The 17,130-nt window shown below is 73.5% G+C and carries 16 protein-coding genes and 1 pseudogene; 5 read left to right on the top strand and 12 right to left on the bottom strand.

Features of this window, described 5'->3' with window-relative positions:
• Positions 1 to 402: maltotransferase domain-containing protein (locus tag IG94_RS0135895; protein WP_031047480.1), on the bottom strand; the 402-nt coding region annotated here is incomplete at its 3' end.
• 52 nt (positions 403 to 454) lie between these two features.
• Positions 455 to 727: a DUF5133 domain-containing protein gene (locus IG94_RS0135890; RefSeq protein ID WP_031047478.1), complete on the bottom strand. Its 273-nt coding sequence runs from the start codon at positions 725 to 727 to the stop codon at positions 455 to 457.
• A gap of 277 nt (positions 728 to 1,004) precedes the next feature.
• Between IG94_RS0135890 and IG94_RS0135885 the strand changes: the two genes are divergently transcribed.
• Entirely contained in the window at positions 1,005 to 1,520 is a 516-nt protein-coding gene (locus tag IG94_RS0135885; protein ID WP_031047476.1) for a hypothetical protein, read from the top strand.
• The gene (gene glgX / locus IG94_RS0135880; RefSeq protein WP_031047474.1) at positions 1,517 to 3,664 is read left to right on the top strand and encodes a glycogen debranching protein GlgX; all 2,148 of its coding nucleotides are present in this window, start codon (positions 1,517 to 1,519) and stop codon (positions 3,662 to 3,664) included. The genes IG94_RS0135885 and glgX overlap by 4 nt, the downstream gene beginning before the upstream one ends.
• Positions 3,665 to 3,674: 10 nt before the next feature.
• Here glgX and IG94_RS0135875 read toward each other — a convergent pair whose 3' ends face one another.
• Positions 3,675 to 4,478 (bottom strand): VOC family protein, encoded by an 804-nt coding sequence (locus tag IG94_RS0135875; RefSeq protein ID WP_031047472.1) that lies wholly within the window; start codon positions 4,476 to 4,478, stop codon positions 3,675 to 3,677.
• Between the two features lie 185 nt (positions 4,479 to 4,663).
• Between IG94_RS0135875 and IG94_RS0135870 the strand changes: the two genes are divergently transcribed.
• The gene (locus tag IG94_RS0135870; protein ID WP_107060798.1) at positions 4,664 to 4,984 is read left to right on the top strand and encodes an ANTAR domain-containing protein; all 321 of its coding nucleotides are present in this window, start codon (positions 4,664 to 4,666) and stop codon (positions 4,982 to 4,984) included.
• Positions 4,985 to 5,015: 31 nt separating this feature from the next.
• Here the strand turns inward: IG94_RS0135870 and IG94_RS0135865 are convergent, their stop codons facing one another.
• On the bottom strand, positions 5,016 to 5,807 hold the full coding sequence (locus IG94_RS0135865) for a SigB/SigF/SigG family RNA polymerase sigma factor (RefSeq protein ID WP_031047467.1): 792 nt from the start codon (positions 5,805 to 5,807) through the stop codon (positions 5,016 to 5,018).
• Positions 5,808 to 6,120: 313 nt separating this feature from the next.
• Here IG94_RS0135865 and IG94_RS0135860 point away from each other — a divergent pair, with 313 nt between their 5' ends.
• Positions 6,121 to 6,645 (top strand): hypothetical protein, encoded by a 525-nt coding sequence (locus IG94_RS0135860; protein WP_031047464.1) that lies wholly within the window; start codon positions 6,121 to 6,123, stop codon positions 6,643 to 6,645.
• Between the two features lie 40 nt (positions 6,646 to 6,685).
• Here IG94_RS0135860 and hemC read toward each other — a convergent pair whose 3' ends face one another.
• The 4 genes from hemC to IG94_RS0135840 all read right to left on the bottom strand — a co-directional run bounded on the left by hemC (position 6,686) and on the right by IG94_RS0135840 (position 11,182).
• A complete protein-coding gene (hemC, locus tag IG94_RS0135855; RefSeq protein ID WP_211269715.1) occupies positions 6,686 to 7,627 on the bottom strand; it encodes a hydroxymethylbilane synthase in 942 nt (313 codons plus the stop codon).
• A 66-nt stretch (positions 7,628 to 7,693) separates the two neighbouring features.
• Entirely contained in the window at positions 7,694 to 8,470 is a 777-nt protein-coding gene (locus IG94_RS0135850; protein WP_031047458.1) for an NPP1 family protein, read from the bottom strand.
• Between the two features lie 176 nt (positions 8,471 to 8,646).
• On the bottom strand, positions 8,647 to 9,627 hold the full coding sequence (locus IG94_RS0135845) for an ATP-dependent DNA ligase (RefSeq protein WP_031047455.1): 981 nt from the start codon (positions 9,625 to 9,627) through the stop codon (positions 8,647 to 8,649).
• Between the two features lie 100 nt (positions 9,628 to 9,727).
• Entirely contained in the window at positions 9,728 to 11,182 is a 1,455-nt protein-coding gene (locus IG94_RS0135840) for an MFS transporter (protein ID WP_043485568.1), read from the bottom strand.
• 230 nt (positions 11,183 to 11,412) lie between these two features.
• Between IG94_RS0135840 and IG94_RS0135835 the strand changes: the two genes are divergently transcribed.
• On the top strand, positions 11,413 to 12,069 hold the full coding sequence (locus tag IG94_RS0135835) for a TetR/AcrR family transcriptional regulator (RefSeq protein WP_031047449.1): 657 nt from the start codon (positions 11,413 to 11,415) through the stop codon (positions 12,067 to 12,069).
• A gap of 78 nt (positions 12,070 to 12,147) precedes the next feature.
• Here the strand turns inward: IG94_RS0135835 and IG94_RS43015 are convergent, their stop codons facing one another.
• The 4 genes and pseudogenes from IG94_RS43015 to fes form a co-directional block, all read right to left on the bottom strand.
• Entirely contained in the window at positions 12,148 to 12,780 is a 633-nt protein-coding gene (locus IG94_RS43015) for an isochorismatase family protein (protein WP_169752431.1), read from the bottom strand.
• Between the two features lie 36 nt (positions 12,781 to 12,816).
• Positions 12,817 to 14,433: pseudogene (locus IG94_RS0135830) on the bottom strand ((2,3-dihydroxybenzoyl)adenylate synthase); the annotation flags it as partial.
• Positions 14,430 to 15,623 (bottom strand): isochorismate synthase, encoded by a 1,194-nt coding sequence (locus tag IG94_RS0135825; protein WP_031047444.1) that lies wholly within the window; start codon positions 15,621 to 15,623, stop codon positions 14,430 to 14,432. The pseudogene IG94_RS0135830 and the gene IG94_RS0135825, both read right to left, overlap by 4 nt.
• 72 nt (positions 15,624 to 15,695) lie before the next feature.
• On the bottom strand, positions 15,696 to 17,060 hold the full coding sequence (gene fes / locus IG94_RS0135820) for an enterochelin esterase (RefSeq protein ID WP_224326403.1): 1,365 nt from the start codon (positions 17,058 to 17,060) through the stop codon (positions 15,696 to 15,698).
• Between the last annotated feature and the right edge of the window lie 70 nt (positions 17,061 to 17,130).

Genomic DNA, 17,130 nt, shown 5'->3' with positions numbered 1-17,130 from the left:
GACGAGGAGGGGGAGGGGGTCGGAGGTGGTGACCAGGTCCCGCAGGGGATGGCGGGCCAGCACCGCGTCCACCTGCGGCGTCAACGCCGCCGCCAGCCGGGTGGCCACGGGCAGCGTGTCGTCGTGCAGGGTGTCCGCCGCGGCCAGCACCACCGCGCGCCCGGAGTCCGCCGGCACCCCCTCGGCCGCCCGGCGGTACAGCTCGGCGCCCTCCTCCAGCCCCTGAGGGTCTCTCAGGACGACGTTGGCGGCCACCGCGTCGTGCCCCTCCCGGAACACGGTGGCGGAGACCTCGAACGTCTCGCCCGTCACCGCCTTTGCCGGGCGCCTGCCGTCCTCCACCACCGGGTGGACGTCCCGTACCGGGATACGCCCGATCGCCGCGGTCGTGCTCATCCGCATCTCACCTCCGCCGTGCTCGGGGGCCGGGCTCGGGCGCCCGGCCCTGATGGGGTCAGGCCGCACCGGAGGGAGTCCTGGGTCCCGACGGGGCAAGCCGTTCCGGCTGTTCCTGCGCATGGGTGACCAGGCTCGTCCGCAGGTACCTCTCGGCCGCGTCGGCCGCCTCGCGCGCGCACCGCTTCCCCATCAGGACGCAGAGGGTGTAGCCGGAGTCCTCGAAGGTGGTCCGGACCCGCACGTCCGCGGGGGACGCCAGCATCGAACGTTCCCAGGTGCGGTAGTGCCGCAGCTGCCGGGCGACTTCGCTCTTCGCGGGAAGCAGCATGGGCGGTCACCTTCCGGACGGTCCGGTGGTCCGGACGATCGAGTTCCTCACACATGGTGCACGGACGGTGACACCCCGTCTTGTTGGATCTTCAACTTTCATGACGGGTCGAATTCCTCCGCGTCCGCGGCGATCAGGGGCTCGTGTTGCACGAATGGGCTACGGATCCCACTCTGGAGTGACTCAGAAGCGATCAGCGCTCACGCTTCGTGAACGGGGAGCCCGTCCCCCAAGGGACGAGGAGGAGCGAGAGCCCTCGCGGTGAGGAGCCACGACGATGAAGACCGCAGTGCCCCGCTACTACCACCTCGACGTGGAAGTGAGCCCGGAACGGGTCGGACAGGTCAGGCGCATCCTGGCCGCCCACCTCCGGTTCTGGAGGCTGGAAGACCTCGTCGAACCCGTCTGCTCGGGCGCCGAGATGCTGCTCCGGGCCATCGACGAGCACGCCGGCGACAAGAGCACGTCGATCGAGATGTGGTGGAACCGACAGCACCTCATCACGGCCGTGGCGGGCAACGACCACGCGCTCCGCCCCGACCCGGACCTCCGCTCCTGCCTCCAGCACCTCGCCGCCAACAGCGACGGCTGGGGCTGCTGCGCCACCGACACCGGCGCGAAGGTGATCTGGTTCTCCCGGCGCGCCCGCTCCGGCGAACGCGTCCCGCTGGTGGCCACGCCGCCCGCGCCGATCACCCGGGAAGGGCTTGAGGTGCCGCGCGAGACCATGCCCGTGGCCAGGCTGTCGAGGCCGTCGGCCGACGCCCGCGGCGTGCTGGAGGCGGCTCGGTGACCCGCGCCAGACCGGACTGGAAGGGGGCGCCCGTGTGGAGCGGGCTGCCCCACCCGCTGGGGGCCACCTACGACGGCCAGGGCACCAACTTCGCGCTCTTCAGCGAGGTCGCCGACCGGGTCGACCTGGTCCTCGTCGACGACGACGGCGTCCACAGCACGATCCCGCTGCCCGAGGTCGACGGCTTCGTCTGGCACTGCTACCTGCCCGGCGTCGGCCCCGGACAGCGCTACGGCTACCGGGTCCACGGCCCGTGGGACCCGGCCGTCGGCCACCGCTGCAACCCCGCCAAACTGCTCCTCGACCCGTACACCCGGGCCGTGGACGGGACGACGGACAACCACGCCTCCCTCTTCGAGCGGGCGCAGGGCAGGGCCGACGCGGCCGACAGCGCCGGGCACACCATGCTCGGCGTGGTCACCGACCCCTTCTTCGACTGGGGCGACGACCGCCCGCCCAGGCGCCGGTACGCGGAGTCCGTGATCTACGAGGCCCACGTCCGCGGCCTCAGCCGCACCCACCCGGACGTGCCCCCGGAACTGCGCGGGACCTACGCGGGCCTGGCGCACCCGGCGGTCGTGAACCACCTGACGTCCCTCGGCGTGACGGCCGTGGAACTGATGCCGGTGCACCAGTTCGTGCACGACGGGGTGCTGCAGGACCGGGGCCTGTCCAACTACTGGGGCTACAACACCATCGGCTTCTTCGCGCCCCACAACGGCTACGCCGCCCTCGGCACCCGCGGGCAGCAGGTCACCGAGTTCAAGTCGATGGTCAAGACCCTCCACGAGGCCGGCCTCGAAGTGATCCTCGACGTGGTCTACAACCACACCGCCGAGGGCAACGAGAGAGGTCCCACCCTCTCCTTCCGCGGCATCGACAACGCCTCGTACTACCGCCTCGTGGACGGCGACTGGCAGCACTACTACGACACCACCGGCACCGGCAACAGCCTGCTGATGCGGCACCCCTACGTGCTCCAGCTCATCATGGACTCGCTGCGGTACTGGGTGACCGAGATGCACGTCGACGGGTTCCGCTTCGACCTCGCGGCCACCCTCGCCCGGCAGTTCCACGAGGTGGACCGGCTGTCGGCGTTCTTCGACCTCATCCAGCAGGACCCGGTGATCAGCCGCGTCAAGCTGATCGCCGAGCCGTGGGACGTCGGCGAGGGCGGCTACCAGGTCGGCAACTTCCCGTCCCTGTGGTCCGAGTGGAACGGGAAGTACCGCGACGCCGTACGGGACTTCTGGCGCGCCGAGGACCACACGCTCGGCGAGTTCGCGTCCCGGCTGACCGGCTCGTCCGACCTGTACCAGCACAGCAGGCGCCGCCCCCGCGCCAGCGTCAACTTCGTCACCGCGCACGACGGCTTCACCCTGCGCGACCTCGTCTCGTACAACGACAAGCACAACGAGGCCAACGGCGAGGACAACCGGGACGGAGAGAGCCACAACCGCTCCTGGAACTGCGGTGCGGAAGGGGCGACCAGGGACCCCGCCGTCCGGGAACTGCGCGGCCGCCAGCAGCGCAACCTGCTGGCCACGCTGCTGCTCTCCCAGGGCATCCCGATGCTCAGCCACGGCGACGAACTGGGCCGCACCCAGCGCGGCAACAACAACGCCTACTGCCAGGACAACGATCTCTCCTGGATCGACTGGCGGCTCGACGACGAACAGCGCTCCCTGCTGGACTTCGTCCGCCGCCTGATCGCCCTGCGTGCCGACCACCCCGTGCTGCGCCGGCGCCGCTACTTCCGCGGCGACACGGCCACCCGCGCGGACCAGCCGCTGCCCGACCTGGTGTGGCTGCTGCCCGACGCCCGGGAGATGACCGACGACGACTGGCGGCGCTCCGACGCACACGCCGTCGGCGTCTTCCTCAACGGCGACGCGATCGCCGAGCCCGACCCGTGCGGCCGCCCCGTCGTCGACGACTCCTTCCTGCTGCTGCTCAACAGCCACTGGGAGCCGACCGACTTCCGGCTGCCAGGCGCCGGCTACGGCGAACGCTGGACGGCCCTGATCGACACCGCCGACCCGGAGGGCGTCCCCGACGAGGCCGAGCACAAGGCGGGCACCGTCGTGACCGTCGAGCAGCGCAGCCTCGTCGTACTCTCCCGGCCTTGCAGCACCGGCCGGTGAGCCGGTGCGGTCAGCTGCCGAGACGGCGCGCGGTCACCGTGAACTGCGCGCCCTCGGCGTCCCGGAGCACCGCCTCGTCGCCGCCGAGCGAGAGCACGCCGCCGCCGTGCCGCTCCGCGGCGCGGGCGCACGCCGCGACGTCCCGGACCGCGAAGTGGATCTGCCAGTGCGGCCGCACCGCCGGATCCGGGGCCGCGCCGAGCGCCCCCGACTCGATCCGCGCCACGACCTCGCCCTCCTGGCGCAGAACCACCTCGTCGCCCTCGTACCGGACCTCGCAGCAGCCCTCACCGGACGCCCAGTCGAAGATCTCGCCGTAGAAGATGGCGGCGTCGAAGGCGTCGCGGGTGTGCAGCCGGATGAAGGCGGGGCGCGAGGTGCGCCAGGCCTCCCAGTCCGTGAACAGCTCGCCCTCCCAGACCCCGAAGGACGCGCCGTCCCGGTCGGCGAGCAGTGCCGCCCGCCCGGGCGGCAGGGAGATCGGCCCGACCGCCGTGGTGCCGCCGCGCTCCTGCGCCCGCGACACCGCCTCGTCCGCGCCGCGCACGGCGAAGTACGGCGTCCAGGCCACCGCCATCTGCCACATCCCGGCCACCGCGGCGATCCCGGCCACCGGCACCCCCTCGGCCAGGGCGATCCGGAACGGCTCGCCCAGCTTGGCCTGCCGCCACCGCCAGCCCAGCACGGCGGAGTAGAACGCCTCGGTGGCCTCCAGGTCGCGGCTGGTGAGGCTCACCCAGCAGGGCGCCCCGTACACGGAGTGCGTGGTCAGCAGGCCCTCTCCGGAGTCGGGGAAGGTCATGTCGTGGTTCATGTCAGTCGTGTCCTGGTCTCGTCCACCGGCAGCCACCGGCTCCACACCAGTGTCCGGCCGGGAGTGCGGCGGGCGCCTGCCGAGTACCCCGGGCGCGGCACCGAAACGGTGGCCGGGGCACTCGGGGCGGCGCGGTGGCGGAGGGCGGGCGGCCTGGCGACCATGGAGGGGATCCGGAGGTGACCATGACCGCGGACGGGGACCCGGAGCAGCTGTTCCGGCTGCAGGAGCAGGTCCGGCAGCTGAAGGAGGCGGTCGTCTCGCACGCCGTGGTGGACCAGGCCATCGGGGTGGTCGTCGTCCTCGGCGCGGTGTCGCCGGACGAGGGGTGGATCGTCCTGAAGGAGGTTTCCCAGCATACGAACATCAAACTGCGCAACGTGGCCGAGACGATGCTCATTTGGGGACGCACCGGAGTGATGCCGCAGGAGATACGGGCCGCGCTCGAGGACACCCTGGACCGGCACGGTCCCACCTGCGTCCCGCGGACCCCGCCGGAGGGTTGAGGAAGCCGCCGGTGACGGGCCGGCCCGCCCTTCAGCGGGCCTCCGTCAGGATCTCCTCGCGGATCCGGTCGAAGCAGCCGGCGAGCAGCCGGGAGACGTGCATCTGGGAGATGCCGAGCTGCTCCGCGATCCGGCTCTGCGTCATCCCGCCGAAGAAGCGCAGGTAGAGAATGGTGCGCTCGCGCTCGGGCAGCGCCTCAAGGAAGGGCCGGACGGCCACCCGGTCCACGATCGCGTCGAAGGCCGGATCGGGCCCGCCGAGCGCGTCCCCGAGCGCGTACCCGTCGGTGCCGGGCATCTCCGCCTCTAGCGACAGGGCGGTGAAGCACTCCAGGGCCTCCATGCCGGTGCGGACCTCGACCGTGGTCAGCTGCGCGTGTTCGGCGATCTCGTCGACCGTGGGCGGTCGCCCCGGCGTGGTCTGCGCCAGCTCCTTCGCCGATCTGCGCACCCGGTTGCGCAGGTCCTGGATCCGGCGCGGCACGTGCAGCGTCCACATGTGGTCGCGGAAGTGCCGTTTGATCTCGCCGGTCACGGTCGGCACGGCGTACGCCTCGAAGGCGTGGCCGCGTTCCGGGTCGTAGTGGTCGACGGCCTTGACGAGGCCGAGGGCCGCCACCTGGTAGAGGTCCTCCAGGTTCTCGCCGCGGCCCCGGAAGCGGACGGCGATCCGCTCCGACATGGGCAGCCAGACTCTGATCAGGTCGTCCCGCAGCGCCTTGCGTTCCGGTCCCTCGGGCAGCCCGGCGAGCCGGTCGAACGCCGCGGCCGTGTCGGGAGCGTCGTCGTGCGGATGGGGCTTGGTTCGGCCGGCGACACGCATCACGCGCACCTCCCTCGGCAGGGGTGCTGGGAAGTTTTTCCGATATTTCTCGTACATATGGATACTGGGCGCGATTGCCCCGAACGGCCACTCGAACGGTGGCGGGCCGGTGAGTGGCGCGGTGGGTCCGCCGGACGTGATGTGCGGCACGCCGCGGGTGGCCGCCCCGGACGGACGCCGGCGGATCGTCGCTGGGCAGCGCTTGATCACCGAGCAAATGGGGCGAAGTCCCTGGCCACAGCGCATTCTGCTCATTTGACAGTGTGCTGAGCACACGGATAGGAAGCAGCGTCGAGAGGTCGAGAGGGGCACCGTGTACGAGCCGAACGTGGTCGGGGACTGGCACGAGTACGAGGAGCACACCGGCCTGCGGGCCCGCGTCCACCGTCTTGAGCCCGCCGAGCCGCCGCGTGGGCGCGACGACGCCGCCGAGGGCCTCACCTACTTCCGGGTCCGGGTGACCGTCGAGAACCGGGGGCGGCGGCACCTGGGCATCCACCTGGAGGACGGCCAGATCGACGTCCGGATCGGCCCCGACGGGGAGAGCGCCTTCCTCGACTGGCGCAACTCCCAGTTCATCGAGGGCTTCGACGTCTACCCGCTGCGCCGGGCCACCGCGCTCCTCTACGCGGCCGGTCCGGAGCCGAGCCTCGGCCAGGTGGACGTGCAGGTGCAGCTGCGGGTGGACGAGGAGTGGGCCGACCGGCGGCTGTGGACCGGCGGTCTCGGGCTGCCCGACGGGGCCGGCGTCGCCCCGTGCGGAACGGTGCGGGACGAGGGCCTCGCCCACCAGGTGAGCGCCTTCCTGCGCGGCCAGTCGGAGGAGGGCTCCGCCTGATCCGCGCCGGGACCTGCTTCGCACTGGGCCCCGCCGGGCCTCAGTGTGCGATGCCGTCGATGATCTCCCGGGCGCCCTGACGCAGCAGGGCCACGGCGACGGAGGTGCCGAGGGTGGCCGCGTCGAGCCGGCCCGCCCACTCGTGCGCGTTGAGCCGCGTCTTGCCGTCCGGGGTGAACACGCAGGCCCGCAGCGAGAGCTCCCCGCTCCGGTCCACGTGGGCGTGGCCCGCGATCGGGCTGTTGCAGTGCCCCTGGAGGACGTGCAGGAACATGCGCTCCGCCGTCGCCTCCCGGTGGGTGCGCGGATGACCGAGCGGGCCGACCGCCTCGATGAGCGCGGCGTCGTCCTCGCGGCACTGCAGGGCGAGGATGCCCGCACCGATCGGCGGCATCATAGTCTCGGGGGAGAGGACCTCGCTGATCACGTCACGGCGGCCGATGCGGTCGAGGCCCGAGACCGCGAGCAGCAGCGCGTCCGCCTCGCCCGCGGCCAGCTTCGCCAGCCGCCGGTTGGCGTTGCCCCGCATGGGGACGCACATCAGGTCCGGGTGCGTGGCGGCCAGCTGGGCCACGCGGCGCACCGAGGAGGTGCCGACGCGGGTTCCGGGCGGCAGCTCGTCCAGGGTGAGGCCGTCCGGGTGGACGAGCGCGTCGCGGACGTCGTCGCGTTCCAGGAAGGCGGCGAACACCGTGCCCGCCGGCAGCGGCCGGTCGGCGGGCACGTCCTTGACGCAGTGCACCGCGAGGTCGGCCTCGCCCGACAGCAGCGCGGCGTCGACCTCCTTGGTGAACGCGCCCTTGCCCTCCACCAGGGACAGGTCGCCGAGCCACTTGTCGCCGGTGGTCTTCACCGGGACGACCTCGGTGCGCACGCCGGGGTGGAGGGCCGCCAGTTCGGCCCGGACGCGCTCGACCTGGGCCAGGGCCATCGGGGAGTCGCGGGAGACGACGCGGATCAGTTCGGGGGCGGACATGCGCACACGATAGTGCGTGCCACCGCCCCCGCGGCGCACGGTCCGCCCGAGTGGCCCGGTGTCGCCCCCGGCTCAGGCGTTCGGGTCGAAGGGGATGCCGGAGGGCTTGGCGGCCGCCAGGTGGGAGGCGAAACTGCCGTCCTTGAGGCCGAAGTTGGCGCTGCCGAAGTCGTAGGTGCTCAACTTCTCGCGCAGGCCCGCGGGGTAGCCGTTCCACCCGACCAGCGTCGGGTACTGCCAGTCGCCCCGGTGGTTCTCCGGCGGCTCGTCGCCCGAGGTCGCCAGACGGAAGCAGTGGGTGCTGATCCCGTCCTTGTGGTAGACGATCTTCGGGTGGGTGCCGTCGAACCGGACGGCCGACCGCTCGTGCACGCTGAACGAGCCGTGGGCGGAGGTCGACACGTACTGGACCGTGCCGTCGGCCACCCACACCACCACGTGCTCCCAGTCGTGCCGGTGCCCGCCGAGGCTGCTGCCCGGCAGCGCCTGGTCCTTCTCGAAGTAGAGGCCGTACATGTAGGCGCACCAGCCGTTGTTGCACGTGGCGCGCGCGTAGCCGTTGGTGTTCTCCAGGTCGGCGGCGTCGCGGCAGTTGCCGTTCAGGTCGCCGGTCGGGTTGAGACCGCCGTTGACCGTGCCGTCCGGCCCGATGGCCGGTGTCGGGTAGCAGCCGTCGGTGTCGTAGTCGTAGGCGGGTTGGTAGGCCTGCTCCAGGCTGTCGGCGTTGCCGGGCAGCCCCGGGGGCGGGGCGGCGAAGGCCGTGGCGGGAGAGGCGAGGACCAGGGCGAGGGCGCCGAGCGGCGCGGCGAGCCATCTCCTGCGGCGGGGGCGCTGGGTGCGCGGGGACATCGTGTCCTCCTCTGTCGGGCGCTCTATTCGGCACGACCCGACGGGTGTGGGGGGAAGGGCAGTTCAGGGTCCCCTCTTTTCCCTCCCGCGCCAAGAGCGCCCAGGTGTCGCTGTGGTGAAGGACTGCCCTCATACCCGATCCGGGGCCTGACGTTCCGTCACCCCGGGTCGTGTTCTCACACCGAGTTGTCCGGGAGGTCGGCCGCCGAGTCCTCGGGCGCCAGGTCCGGGCGGAGCCTGAGCCAGGACGGCTGGCGCAGCATGCCCTCCCGGGTGCGGGTGCTGTAGCGGACCTCGCCCACCAGCCGGGGAACCACCCAGCGCGCTCCCGGCACCGGCGGCACCGGGTCGAAGGGGCACACGTCGCTCGCCGCCGCCCGCAGCAGCGCCGCCAGTTCGTCGCGCTCGGCGGCGTTCCAGCCGGTGCCGACACCGCCGACGTAACGCAGCCGGCCCGCGGCGCGCTGGCCCACCAGCACGGCGCCCGGCAGGCCCGTGAGCCGTCCCTTGCCGGGCAGCCAGCCGCCGACCACCACGTCCTCGCCGCGCATGTTGCGGATCTTGACCCAGGCCCGGGAGCGGACGCCCGGCTCGTACACGGAGTCCAGCCGCTTGCATACCAGCCCCTCCAGGCCGTGCTCGCGGGTGGCCCGCAGGGCCTGTTCGCCGTGACCGACCAGCGCGGCCGGGGTCGACCAGGACGGCCCGGTCAGGCCGAGGCCGGTCAGCCGGTCGCGACGGGCCGTGTACGGAAGGCGCAGCAGGGACTCGCCCGCCAGGTGCAGGGCGTCGAACAGCACGAGGTGGGCGGGGACCCGGGCCGCCCGGTGCGCCGCCCGGCCCGGGGCGTGGGCGAGGCCCATCCGGGACTGGAGCAACTGGAAGTCGGCGCGGCCCTGTTCGTCCAGGACCAGCACCTCGCCGTCGAGTACGGCGGAGGTGGCGCCCAGCGCGGTGGCGAGCGGTGCCAGTTCGGGATAGGCGCCGGTGATGTCCTGCCCGGAGCGGGCACGCAGCAGCACGCTGCCGTCGCCGGGGAGGTAGACCACCACGCGCTGGCCGTCCTGCTTGGTCTCGTAGGCCCAGCGCGCGTCCTGCCGGGCGGGCGGCAGGACGCCGGGGGTGGCGAGCATGGGCGGGATCAGCGGCAGGTCCACGGGTCAGTTCTCGACGCGTCCGGCGGCCGTCACGCGCGTCGCCCGCCAGGTTCGCCTGAACGGCGCCGGTCCCGGCGGCGGGGGACCGGCGCCGTCGCCGTCAGTGCGCGGAGGCGGCCGGCGCCTCGGCGCCCACGGCCGGCGCGGAGTGCGCGACCCCGGTGCCGGCGCGGTGGCGCGGGATGAAGGACGCGATCACGAAGGCGAGCAGGGCGGCGCCGGCACCGATCGCCATGACCACCTTGAAGGCGTTCTCGGAGGGCAGGGCGAAGCCGCCGAGGCTGACCGTCATCTGGGCCAGGATCACACCGGCGATGGCGCTCGCGACCGACGTACCGATGGACCGCATGAGCGTGTTCAGGCTGTTCGCGGCGGCCGTCTCGCTCGCCGGCACCGCGCCCATGATCAGGGCGGGCATCGCGCCGTAGGTGAAGCCGATACCGGCGCCGATGACGCAGGAGACCAGCGCCAGGTGCCAGACCTCGGACATCAGCACGATGTTCAGCCCGTAGCCGGACGCCACGATCAGGGCACCGATCATCAGGGTGACCTTCGGGCCGCGGGTCTTGGACACCTTGGCGGAGACCGGGGCGAACGCCATCATCACCAGGCCGGACGGCGCCATCACCAGACCGGCGGTCAGCAGGGAGCGGCCCAGGCCGTAACCGGTGGCCTCGGGCAACTGCAGCAGCTGCGGAAGCACCAGGGACATCGCGAACATGGAGAAGCCGACGGCGATCGACGCCAGGTTGGTGAACAGCACCTGGCGGCGGGCGGTGGTGCGCAGGTCGACCAGCGGCTGCGGGATGCGCAGCTCCCACCAGCCCCACACCAGCAGGACCACCACGGCCGCCGCGAACAGGCCCAGGGTGGTGCCGCTGCCCCAGCCCCAGTCGGCGCCCTTGGAGATGGCCAGCAGCAGGCAGACCAGGCCGGCCGCCATGCCGAGGCCGCCGAGCACGTCGAAGCGGCCGCCGGTGCGCACGGCCGACTCCGGCACGAGTATCAGCACCAGCACCAGGGCGACGGCGCCGAGGGCGCCGGAGAGCCAGAACAGCATGTGCCAGTCCATGTTGTCCGCGATCAGCGCGGCGATGGGCAGACCGAGCGCACCGCCGACGCCGAGCGAGGCGCTCATCAGGGCGGTGGCACCGGCCAGCCGCTCCGCGGGCAGTTCGTCGCGCATGATGCTGATGCCGAGCGGGATCACCGCCGCGGACAGTCCCTGCAGCGCGCGGCCCACGACCATCGGGACCAGGGTGTCGCTCAGCCCGCAGACCACCGAGCCGACGATCAGCAGGCACACGCTGAACAGCAGCATCCGCCGCTTGCCCGCCATGTCGCCGAGCCGGCCGACGACCGGGGTGGCCACCGCGGCGGCCAGCAGCGTGGCGGTCACCGCCCAGGCCGCGTCCGACGCCGGCGCGTCCAGCAGCCGGGGCAGTTCCGGGACGATCGGGATGACCAGGGTCTGCATCAGCGAGACGACGATCCCGGCCAGGGCCAGTACCGCCACCACGGCGTTCGGCCGCGGTGCGGCGGGAGAAGCGGACATGGAGGAGCCTTTCGGGCGATGAGCATGAGAACCGGAGCGCCAAACCTTTAAGTCAGTCGCTTGAAGTATCCTACGGGGTGTGAGGAGCACGTGCTTCTCGGGGCCGCGCGGCTCTGCGGGCCCGCGGCCCCGTAGGCTTCGGGAGTACGAGCCGTACGACGGCCGACCTGCGACGACTCGAGGGACCGGCCGTCGCGGGCCGCAAGGAGGGTCCCGGCGCGGTGGTGACCATGGCGAGCAGGACGGTACGGACGGAACAGGTCAGCGCGACCCGGCAGCTGATCCTGGCCACCGCCGAGCGGCTGTTCGCCGAGCACGGGGTCTACGCGGTCTCCAACCGCCAGGTCAGCGAGGCCGCGGGGCAGGGCAACAACGCCGCCGTCGGCTACCACTTCGGCACCAAGTCCGACCTCGTGCGCGCCATCGTGCGGCGCCACTCGGAACGGGTCGAGGACCTGCGGGCCCGCCAGCTCGACGCCCTCGGGAACTCGACCGACCTGCGCGACTGGGTCGACTGCCTGGTGCGACCGCAGTTCGACCATCTGGCGGCGCTGGGCAGCCCCACCTGGTACGCGCGGTTCTGCGCCCAGGTCATGACCGACCCGGTGCTGCGCGAGATCATGACCGAGGAGTCCCGCGCCTCGGCCTCCCTGCGGGCGATCATCGCCGGGCGCAACCGGTGCATGCCCCCGCTGCCGGACGACGTCCGCGCCGAGCGGAGCGACATGGCGCGCCACCTCATCGTGCACATGGCGGCCGAGCGGGAACGCGCGCTGGCCGAGGGGCGGCCCACGCCGCGGGCCGACTGGGGGGAGGCCGCGGACGGACTGGTGGACGCGCTCGTGGCGATGGTGCTCGCGCCCGTCACCCCCCGCGACGGGAAGTGACGGGCGCGCGGACGGGAGCCGGCCGGCGGGCGAGGCGGATCCGCTCCACCGTCGGCGCCACGGAGGGGGCTGCGGAGGTCAGACCTCCCCGAGGAGCGCGTCGGTGGTCGTGACGACCGCACACCGCCCGGCGGCCCAGCGCAGCGCCATGTCGTGGTCCGCGCGGGAGAAGTCGGCGACGGCGTCGGCGACGACGAAGGCCTGGATGTCCCGCTGCCACGCGTCGGCGACGGTCATCAGCACGCCGATGTGCGCGTACACGCCGACGACGACGAGCTGGTCGCGGCCCCGGTCGCGCATGAGGTCCGCCAGCCGGGTGCGCACGAAGGCGCTGTACTTCCACTTCGTCAGCACGGTGTCCCCGGGCTCCGGCGCCACCGCGTCCGGTGCGGCCAGCCGCGCGGGATCGTCGGGAGCGCCCGGCCCCCAGAAGTCCAGCTGGAGCCCGCGCTCCTCGGCGCTCTGACCGCCGCGCTGGGCGGAGTGCACGACGGGGACACCGAGGCGGCGGTACTCCTTCAGCAGCCGGGCGGTGTTGTCGAGCATGCCGGTCAGCGGCTGCCCGCCCGGCCGGAACGCGGACAGGAAGTGCTGCTGGAGGTCGTGCACCAGCAGGACGGCACGCGCCGGGTCGACGGTCCAGGACACGCGGTTCGCGGGCAGCTCGTCCGGCTGCGGGAGCGGGTACGGATCGATGGCGGGCAGTGCCACGGGGGAGGGGCCTCTCGGTACGGCCGGGACCGGCCCGGCGGCGGAACGCAGGTGCTTCTTGCTGGTCTTGCCCACGCCGGTCAGCGGGAAGGCCTCGACGAACTCGACGAGGTCGGGCACCTTGTAGGCGGCGATACCGCTCTGGCGCACGAACCGCTTGACGTCGGCCGGCCCCAGCGGCCCGGAGCCCTCGCGCAGGATCACGTACGCCAGGGAGCGCTCGCCCAGGTAGGAGTCGGGCACCGCGACCACCGACACGTCGTGCACGGACGGATGGGCGAGGACGACGTTCTCGACCTCCTCCGGCGCGATCTTCTCGCCACCCCGGTTGATCTGGTCCTTGGCCCGTCCCTCCACCACCAGGTGCCCGGTCGGTGTGCGGCGCACGATGTCGCCGGTGCGGTAGTAGCCGTCCTCGGTGAAGGCACGCCGGTTGTGGTCCGGAGCCCGCCAGTAGCCGCGGATCGTGTACGGGCCGCGGGTGATGAGGTGTCCGGACTCCCCGTCGGCGACGTCCCGGCCGGCGTCGTCGACGACCCGGACCTCGTCGTCCGGCGAGATCGGCCGGCCCTGCGTGGTGACGACCGTCTCGGTGTCGTCGTCCAGCCGCGTGTAGGCGACCAGGCCCTCGGCCATGCCGAAGACCTGCATCAGCCGGCAGCGCAGCGCCGGTTCCAGGCGGCGGGCCGCCTGCTCGCTGTACTTGGCGCCGCCGACGAGGATCAGTTCCAGGGCGGACAGGTCGTGTGCCGTCTCGGTCGCCGCCTGTGTCCACACCAGGGCCAGCGGGGGCACGAGCCCGGTCATGGTGATCCGCTCCCGGTCGATCAGCGGGAACGCGGTGTCCGGGTCGGGCTTCGGGCACAGCACGACCGTGCCGCCCGCGTACAGCGCTCCCAGCCACCCGGGCGAACTCATCGGGTAGTTGTGGGCGGCGGGCAGCACCACCAGGAAGCGCGTGCCGCCGTCGACACCGCAGATCTCGTTGGAACCCCGCAGTGAGCAGAGGTAGTCGTCGTGGGTCCGCGGGATCAGTTCGGACACGCCCGTCGTCCCGCCCGACAGCTGCAGGAACGCCAGCTCGTGCGGCTCGGGACCGTCGAAGGGGCCCGCGGGGTCCCGCGGCACGTCGGACAGCGCGGTGTGGTCGCCCGGCTCGCCGGCCACGAACACGTGCCGCAGACCCGGCACGCGCTGCCGTGTCCGGGTGGCGAGTTCCCGGTGGTCGTAGCCCGCGTGCACGTCCGGGACGACGTAGGCGACGGCCCCGGTGAAGGAGCAGAAGTGGGAGATCTCCGTCTCCCGGTGCGCGGGCAGCGCGTACACCGGCAGGGCGCCGATGCGGAACAGGGCGAAGACCACCTCCACCAACTCGCCGACGTTGGGCAGCTGGACGACGACCCGGTCGCCCTTGGCGATGCCGCGCGCCAGGAACCCGGCGGCCAGCCGGTCGGCACGCTCGTCCAGCTCCCGGTAGGTCCAGGTGCGGCGCCCGGGGACCGGGTCGACCAGGGCGGTCCGGTCGGGGTGGGCGGCGGCGCGCTCGCGCAGCATGCCGCCGAAGGTCTCCCCGCGCCAGTGGCCGGCGGCGCGGTAGCGCGCGGCGTACTCGGCGGGCCAGGTGGGCGCGTCCACGCCCGGCGTGAGGGTCACAGCGTCGCTCCCACGGCGTGCAGGAAGGTACGGAACTTGGCGGCGGTCTCCGCGGTCTCGGCCTGCGGCGTGGAGGACGCCACGACGCCCGCGCCGGCGAACAGCCGCAGGGAGCGCCCCTCGGCCTCGGCACAGCGGATCGTCACGACCCACTCGCCGTCGCCGTCGGCGTCCTGCCAGCCGACCATGCCGGTGTAGGCGCCCCGGTCGAAGGGCTCCGACTCGGCGATCACGGCCCGCGCCACCTCCGTCGGCGTCCCGCACACGGCGGGCGTCGGGTGCAGCGCCGACGCCAGGTCGAGGGCGGTGGTCCCCGGGTCGGCCACCTCGCCGGTGACCGTGGTCGACAGGTGCCACATGGCCGCCGTGCGCACCAGCGTGGGCCGCTCGGGCACCTGGAGCGCCGAGCAGTGGGGCGCCAGCGCCTCGCGTACGGCGGCCACCACCAGGGCGTGCTCGTGCAGGTCCTTCTCCGACTCCAGGAGTGCGACGGCCCGCCGCACGTCCTCGGCGAGGTCCGTGCTGCGGGGCGACGACCCGGCCAGTGGGTTGGCGGTGAGCCGGCCGCCCTCGCGCGCGACGAGCAGTTCGGGGCTGGCGCCGATGAGGGTGCGGCCGGGGCCGCTGGGCACCGCGAAGGTGTAGCCCGCGGGGTCCCGGCGGGCCAGGCGGCGCAGCATGGCCGGCAGGTCGGGATCGCGCTCCGCGGCCAGCTCCAGGGTGCGCGCGAGGACGACCTTGTCGAACTCCCCGGCCCGCATCCGCGCCACCGCCGCCGCGACCGCCTCGCCGTACCGCTCGGGTGCCGGTACCTCCCGCACCGTCCACCGGTCCCGGTCGCGGGGTACGGGCAGGCCGATCAGCGGGTCCTCGCGCAGCGGCGGTCCCCAGCGCACCGTCCGCGGGACGGCCAGCTCGGGTGGTGCGTCGGGGGCGAAGGGCAGCGCTCCGACGACCACCGGGAGCGGGGCGCCGGGGCGGCGCAGCGTGCCGAGGACCTCGCGCACCCGCACCGGCGCCGGGCGGGGGTCGTGGGGTATCGCGGCGGTGGTGCCGCGGCCCAGAAGGGTGTGCCGGGGCGTGGCGAGGAAGCGGTCGCCCGCGGGGCGGTAGGACTCCAGGAGCGTGGTCGCGGCGCCGGGTTCGACCGGTGCCGCGGCGGGCGGGGAGGTGGGCGCGGAAAGGGGCATGGCTGTCTCCAGTGGGGTGGCGGGAGCGGTTCCGGGCGGTGGGTCGGGCGCGCAGGGTCGCGTCGCCGTCGATCACCCGGCGGACGGAGCCGGCCTCGGGCCCGGGGCCATGCCGGTGCCGGTGCCGAGCAGCCGTACCAGGCCGGACGCGAGGGCGCCGTGCCAGCAGGCGTAGTCGTGGCCGCCGTTGTAGGTGCCGTGGGTGACCCGGTGGCCCGCCGCGCGGAGGCTGTCGTACAGGGCGAGGGTGTGGCCGACCGTGGAACCCTCGTGCAGCCCCACGTCCAGATGGGCCGTCAGGGGACGCGTCGCGACGGCGGCGACGCGGCCGGCGAGCCACGGAGCGTCGTGCGCCGGGGGTTTCGCGGTGCCCGGCGGTGGCAGGCCGGGGCGCCACCACAGAGAGGCGGACTGGGCGAGTACGTTGCCGAAGCGGTCCGGGCGGAGCAGGCCGGCGTACAGCGCGGTCATGGCGCCGAGGCTCTGACCGGCAACGATCGTGCGCCCCGGGTCGGTGGTCAGTGGCCAGCGGCCGGCCGCCCAGGGCAGCAGCTCGTCCGCCAGGAAGCGTACGAAGGGCTCCCGGCAGCCCAGGTCCCGCCACCGGGTGGGACGGTCCACCGCGTCCGGCGCGACCACCGCGAGCGGCGGCAGCGCGCCGTCGGCGATCAGCGCGTCCAGGGTGTCGCCGAGCGCGAGCCGTCCGAACCACATGTCGCCGTCGCACACGACCGCGACCGGCAGCGGGGTGCGGGCGGCCCCCTCGTGACCCGGCGGCAGATAGACCCAGGTGTCCCGGTCGCCGACCGGCTCCGTGCCCGGCACCCGGTGCCTCTGCACCCGCCCGGCGGGCACCGTGCCCCGACGTCCGGACCACGGCTCGGGCGGGGCGCCGGGAAGGGCGAAGACCGATCCGTCGGCAGGCTGCCAACGCGTCGCCACGGTACGCGGGTTGAGCGGGTCGGCCGCCGCGTGCGCGGACAGCGAGCGCAACCGCTGCTGGAGGGCGGCCGGTTCCGCGGGCACCGCACCGAGCGAGATGTCGGCGGCCATCCGGTAGGAGCCCCGGTGGTCGGCGCGCAGCCGCAGGCCGAGGTGCCAGACGTCGGTACCGGGCACCCGTTCGAGGAGCGAGGAGGCCAGCCGGTCGCGGTCGGTGATGCGGTTGCCGCACAGCAGCACCTGACGGGTGGCGCGGTGGCCCCGCCACAGGAACGTGACCGACCGGTGGCCCGGGTCGCCGTCGAGTGCCTCGACCAGCGGGGTGCCCCGGCGCTCCACCTCGCTCCAGAAGGCCGCCGCCAGCGCCGTCCGCCGTGTGTCGTCGGCTCCTTCGCACTCCTGCAGAAGGCGGGTCACGCGCGCGCCCGTGACCCGGACCGGGCGGACGTCCGGTGCGTCGGCACCGCTGGTCAGGGGGTGGGGCAGCGTGGGCATCGGCGTTCTCCGTGAACCGCTGGTCGCAGGGGCAGACAGGGAGGCGGAAGCCGCCGACCGAGTCATCAGC

Origin of the sequence: Streptomyces olivaceus, assembly GCF_000721235.1 — a bacterium.
Lineage (GTDB): Bacteria > Actinomycetota > Actinomycetes > Streptomycetales > Streptomycetaceae > Streptomyces > Streptomyces olivaceus.
The sequence above is the reverse complement of the archived record's forward strand: the minus strand, read 5'-3'. Positions and strand labels throughout refer to the sequence as shown.

Excerpts from the sequence above, each read along its gene's own strand:
- IG94_RS0135890 (WP_031047478.1), bottom strand. The coding sequence starts at position 727 with ATGCTGCTTCCCGCGAAGAGCGAAGTCGCCCGGCAGCTGCGGCACTAC.
- IG94_RS0135885 (WP_031047476.1), top strand. The coding sequence starts at position 1,005 with ATGAAGACCGCAGTGCCCCGCTACTACCACCTCGACGTGGAAGTGAGC.
- IG94_RS0135875 (WP_031047472.1), bottom strand. The coding sequence starts at position 4,478 with ATGAACCACGACATGACCTTCCCCGACTCCGGAGAGGGCCTGCTGACC.
- IG94_RS0135870 (WP_107060798.1), top strand. The coding sequence starts at position 4,664 with ATGACCGCGGACGGGGACCCGGAGCAGCTGTTCCGGCTGCAGGAGCAG.
- IG94_RS0135865 (WP_031047467.1), bottom strand. The coding sequence starts at position 5,807 with ATGCGTGTCGCCGGCCGAACCAAGCCCCATCCGCACGACGACGCTCCC.
- IG94_RS0135850 (WP_031047458.1), bottom strand. The coding sequence starts at position 8,470 with ATGTCCCCGCGCACCCAGCGCCCCCGCCGCAGGAGATGGCTCGCCGCG.
- IG94_RS0135840 (WP_043485568.1), bottom strand. The coding sequence starts at position 11,182 with ATGTCCGCTTCTCCCGCCGCACCGCGGCCGAACGCCGTGGTGGCGGTA.
- IG94_RS0135835 (WP_031047449.1), top strand. The coding sequence starts at position 11,413 with ATGGCGAGCAGGACGGTACGGACGGAACAGGTCAGCGCGACCCGGCAG.
- IG94_RS0135825 (WP_031047444.1), bottom strand. The coding sequence starts at position 15,623 with ATGCCCCTTTCCGCGCCCACCTCCCCGCCCGCCGCGGCACCGGTCGAA.
- fes (WP_224326403.1), bottom strand. The coding sequence starts at position 17,060 with ATGCCCACGCTGCCCCACCCCCTGACCAGCGGTGCCGACGCACCGGAC.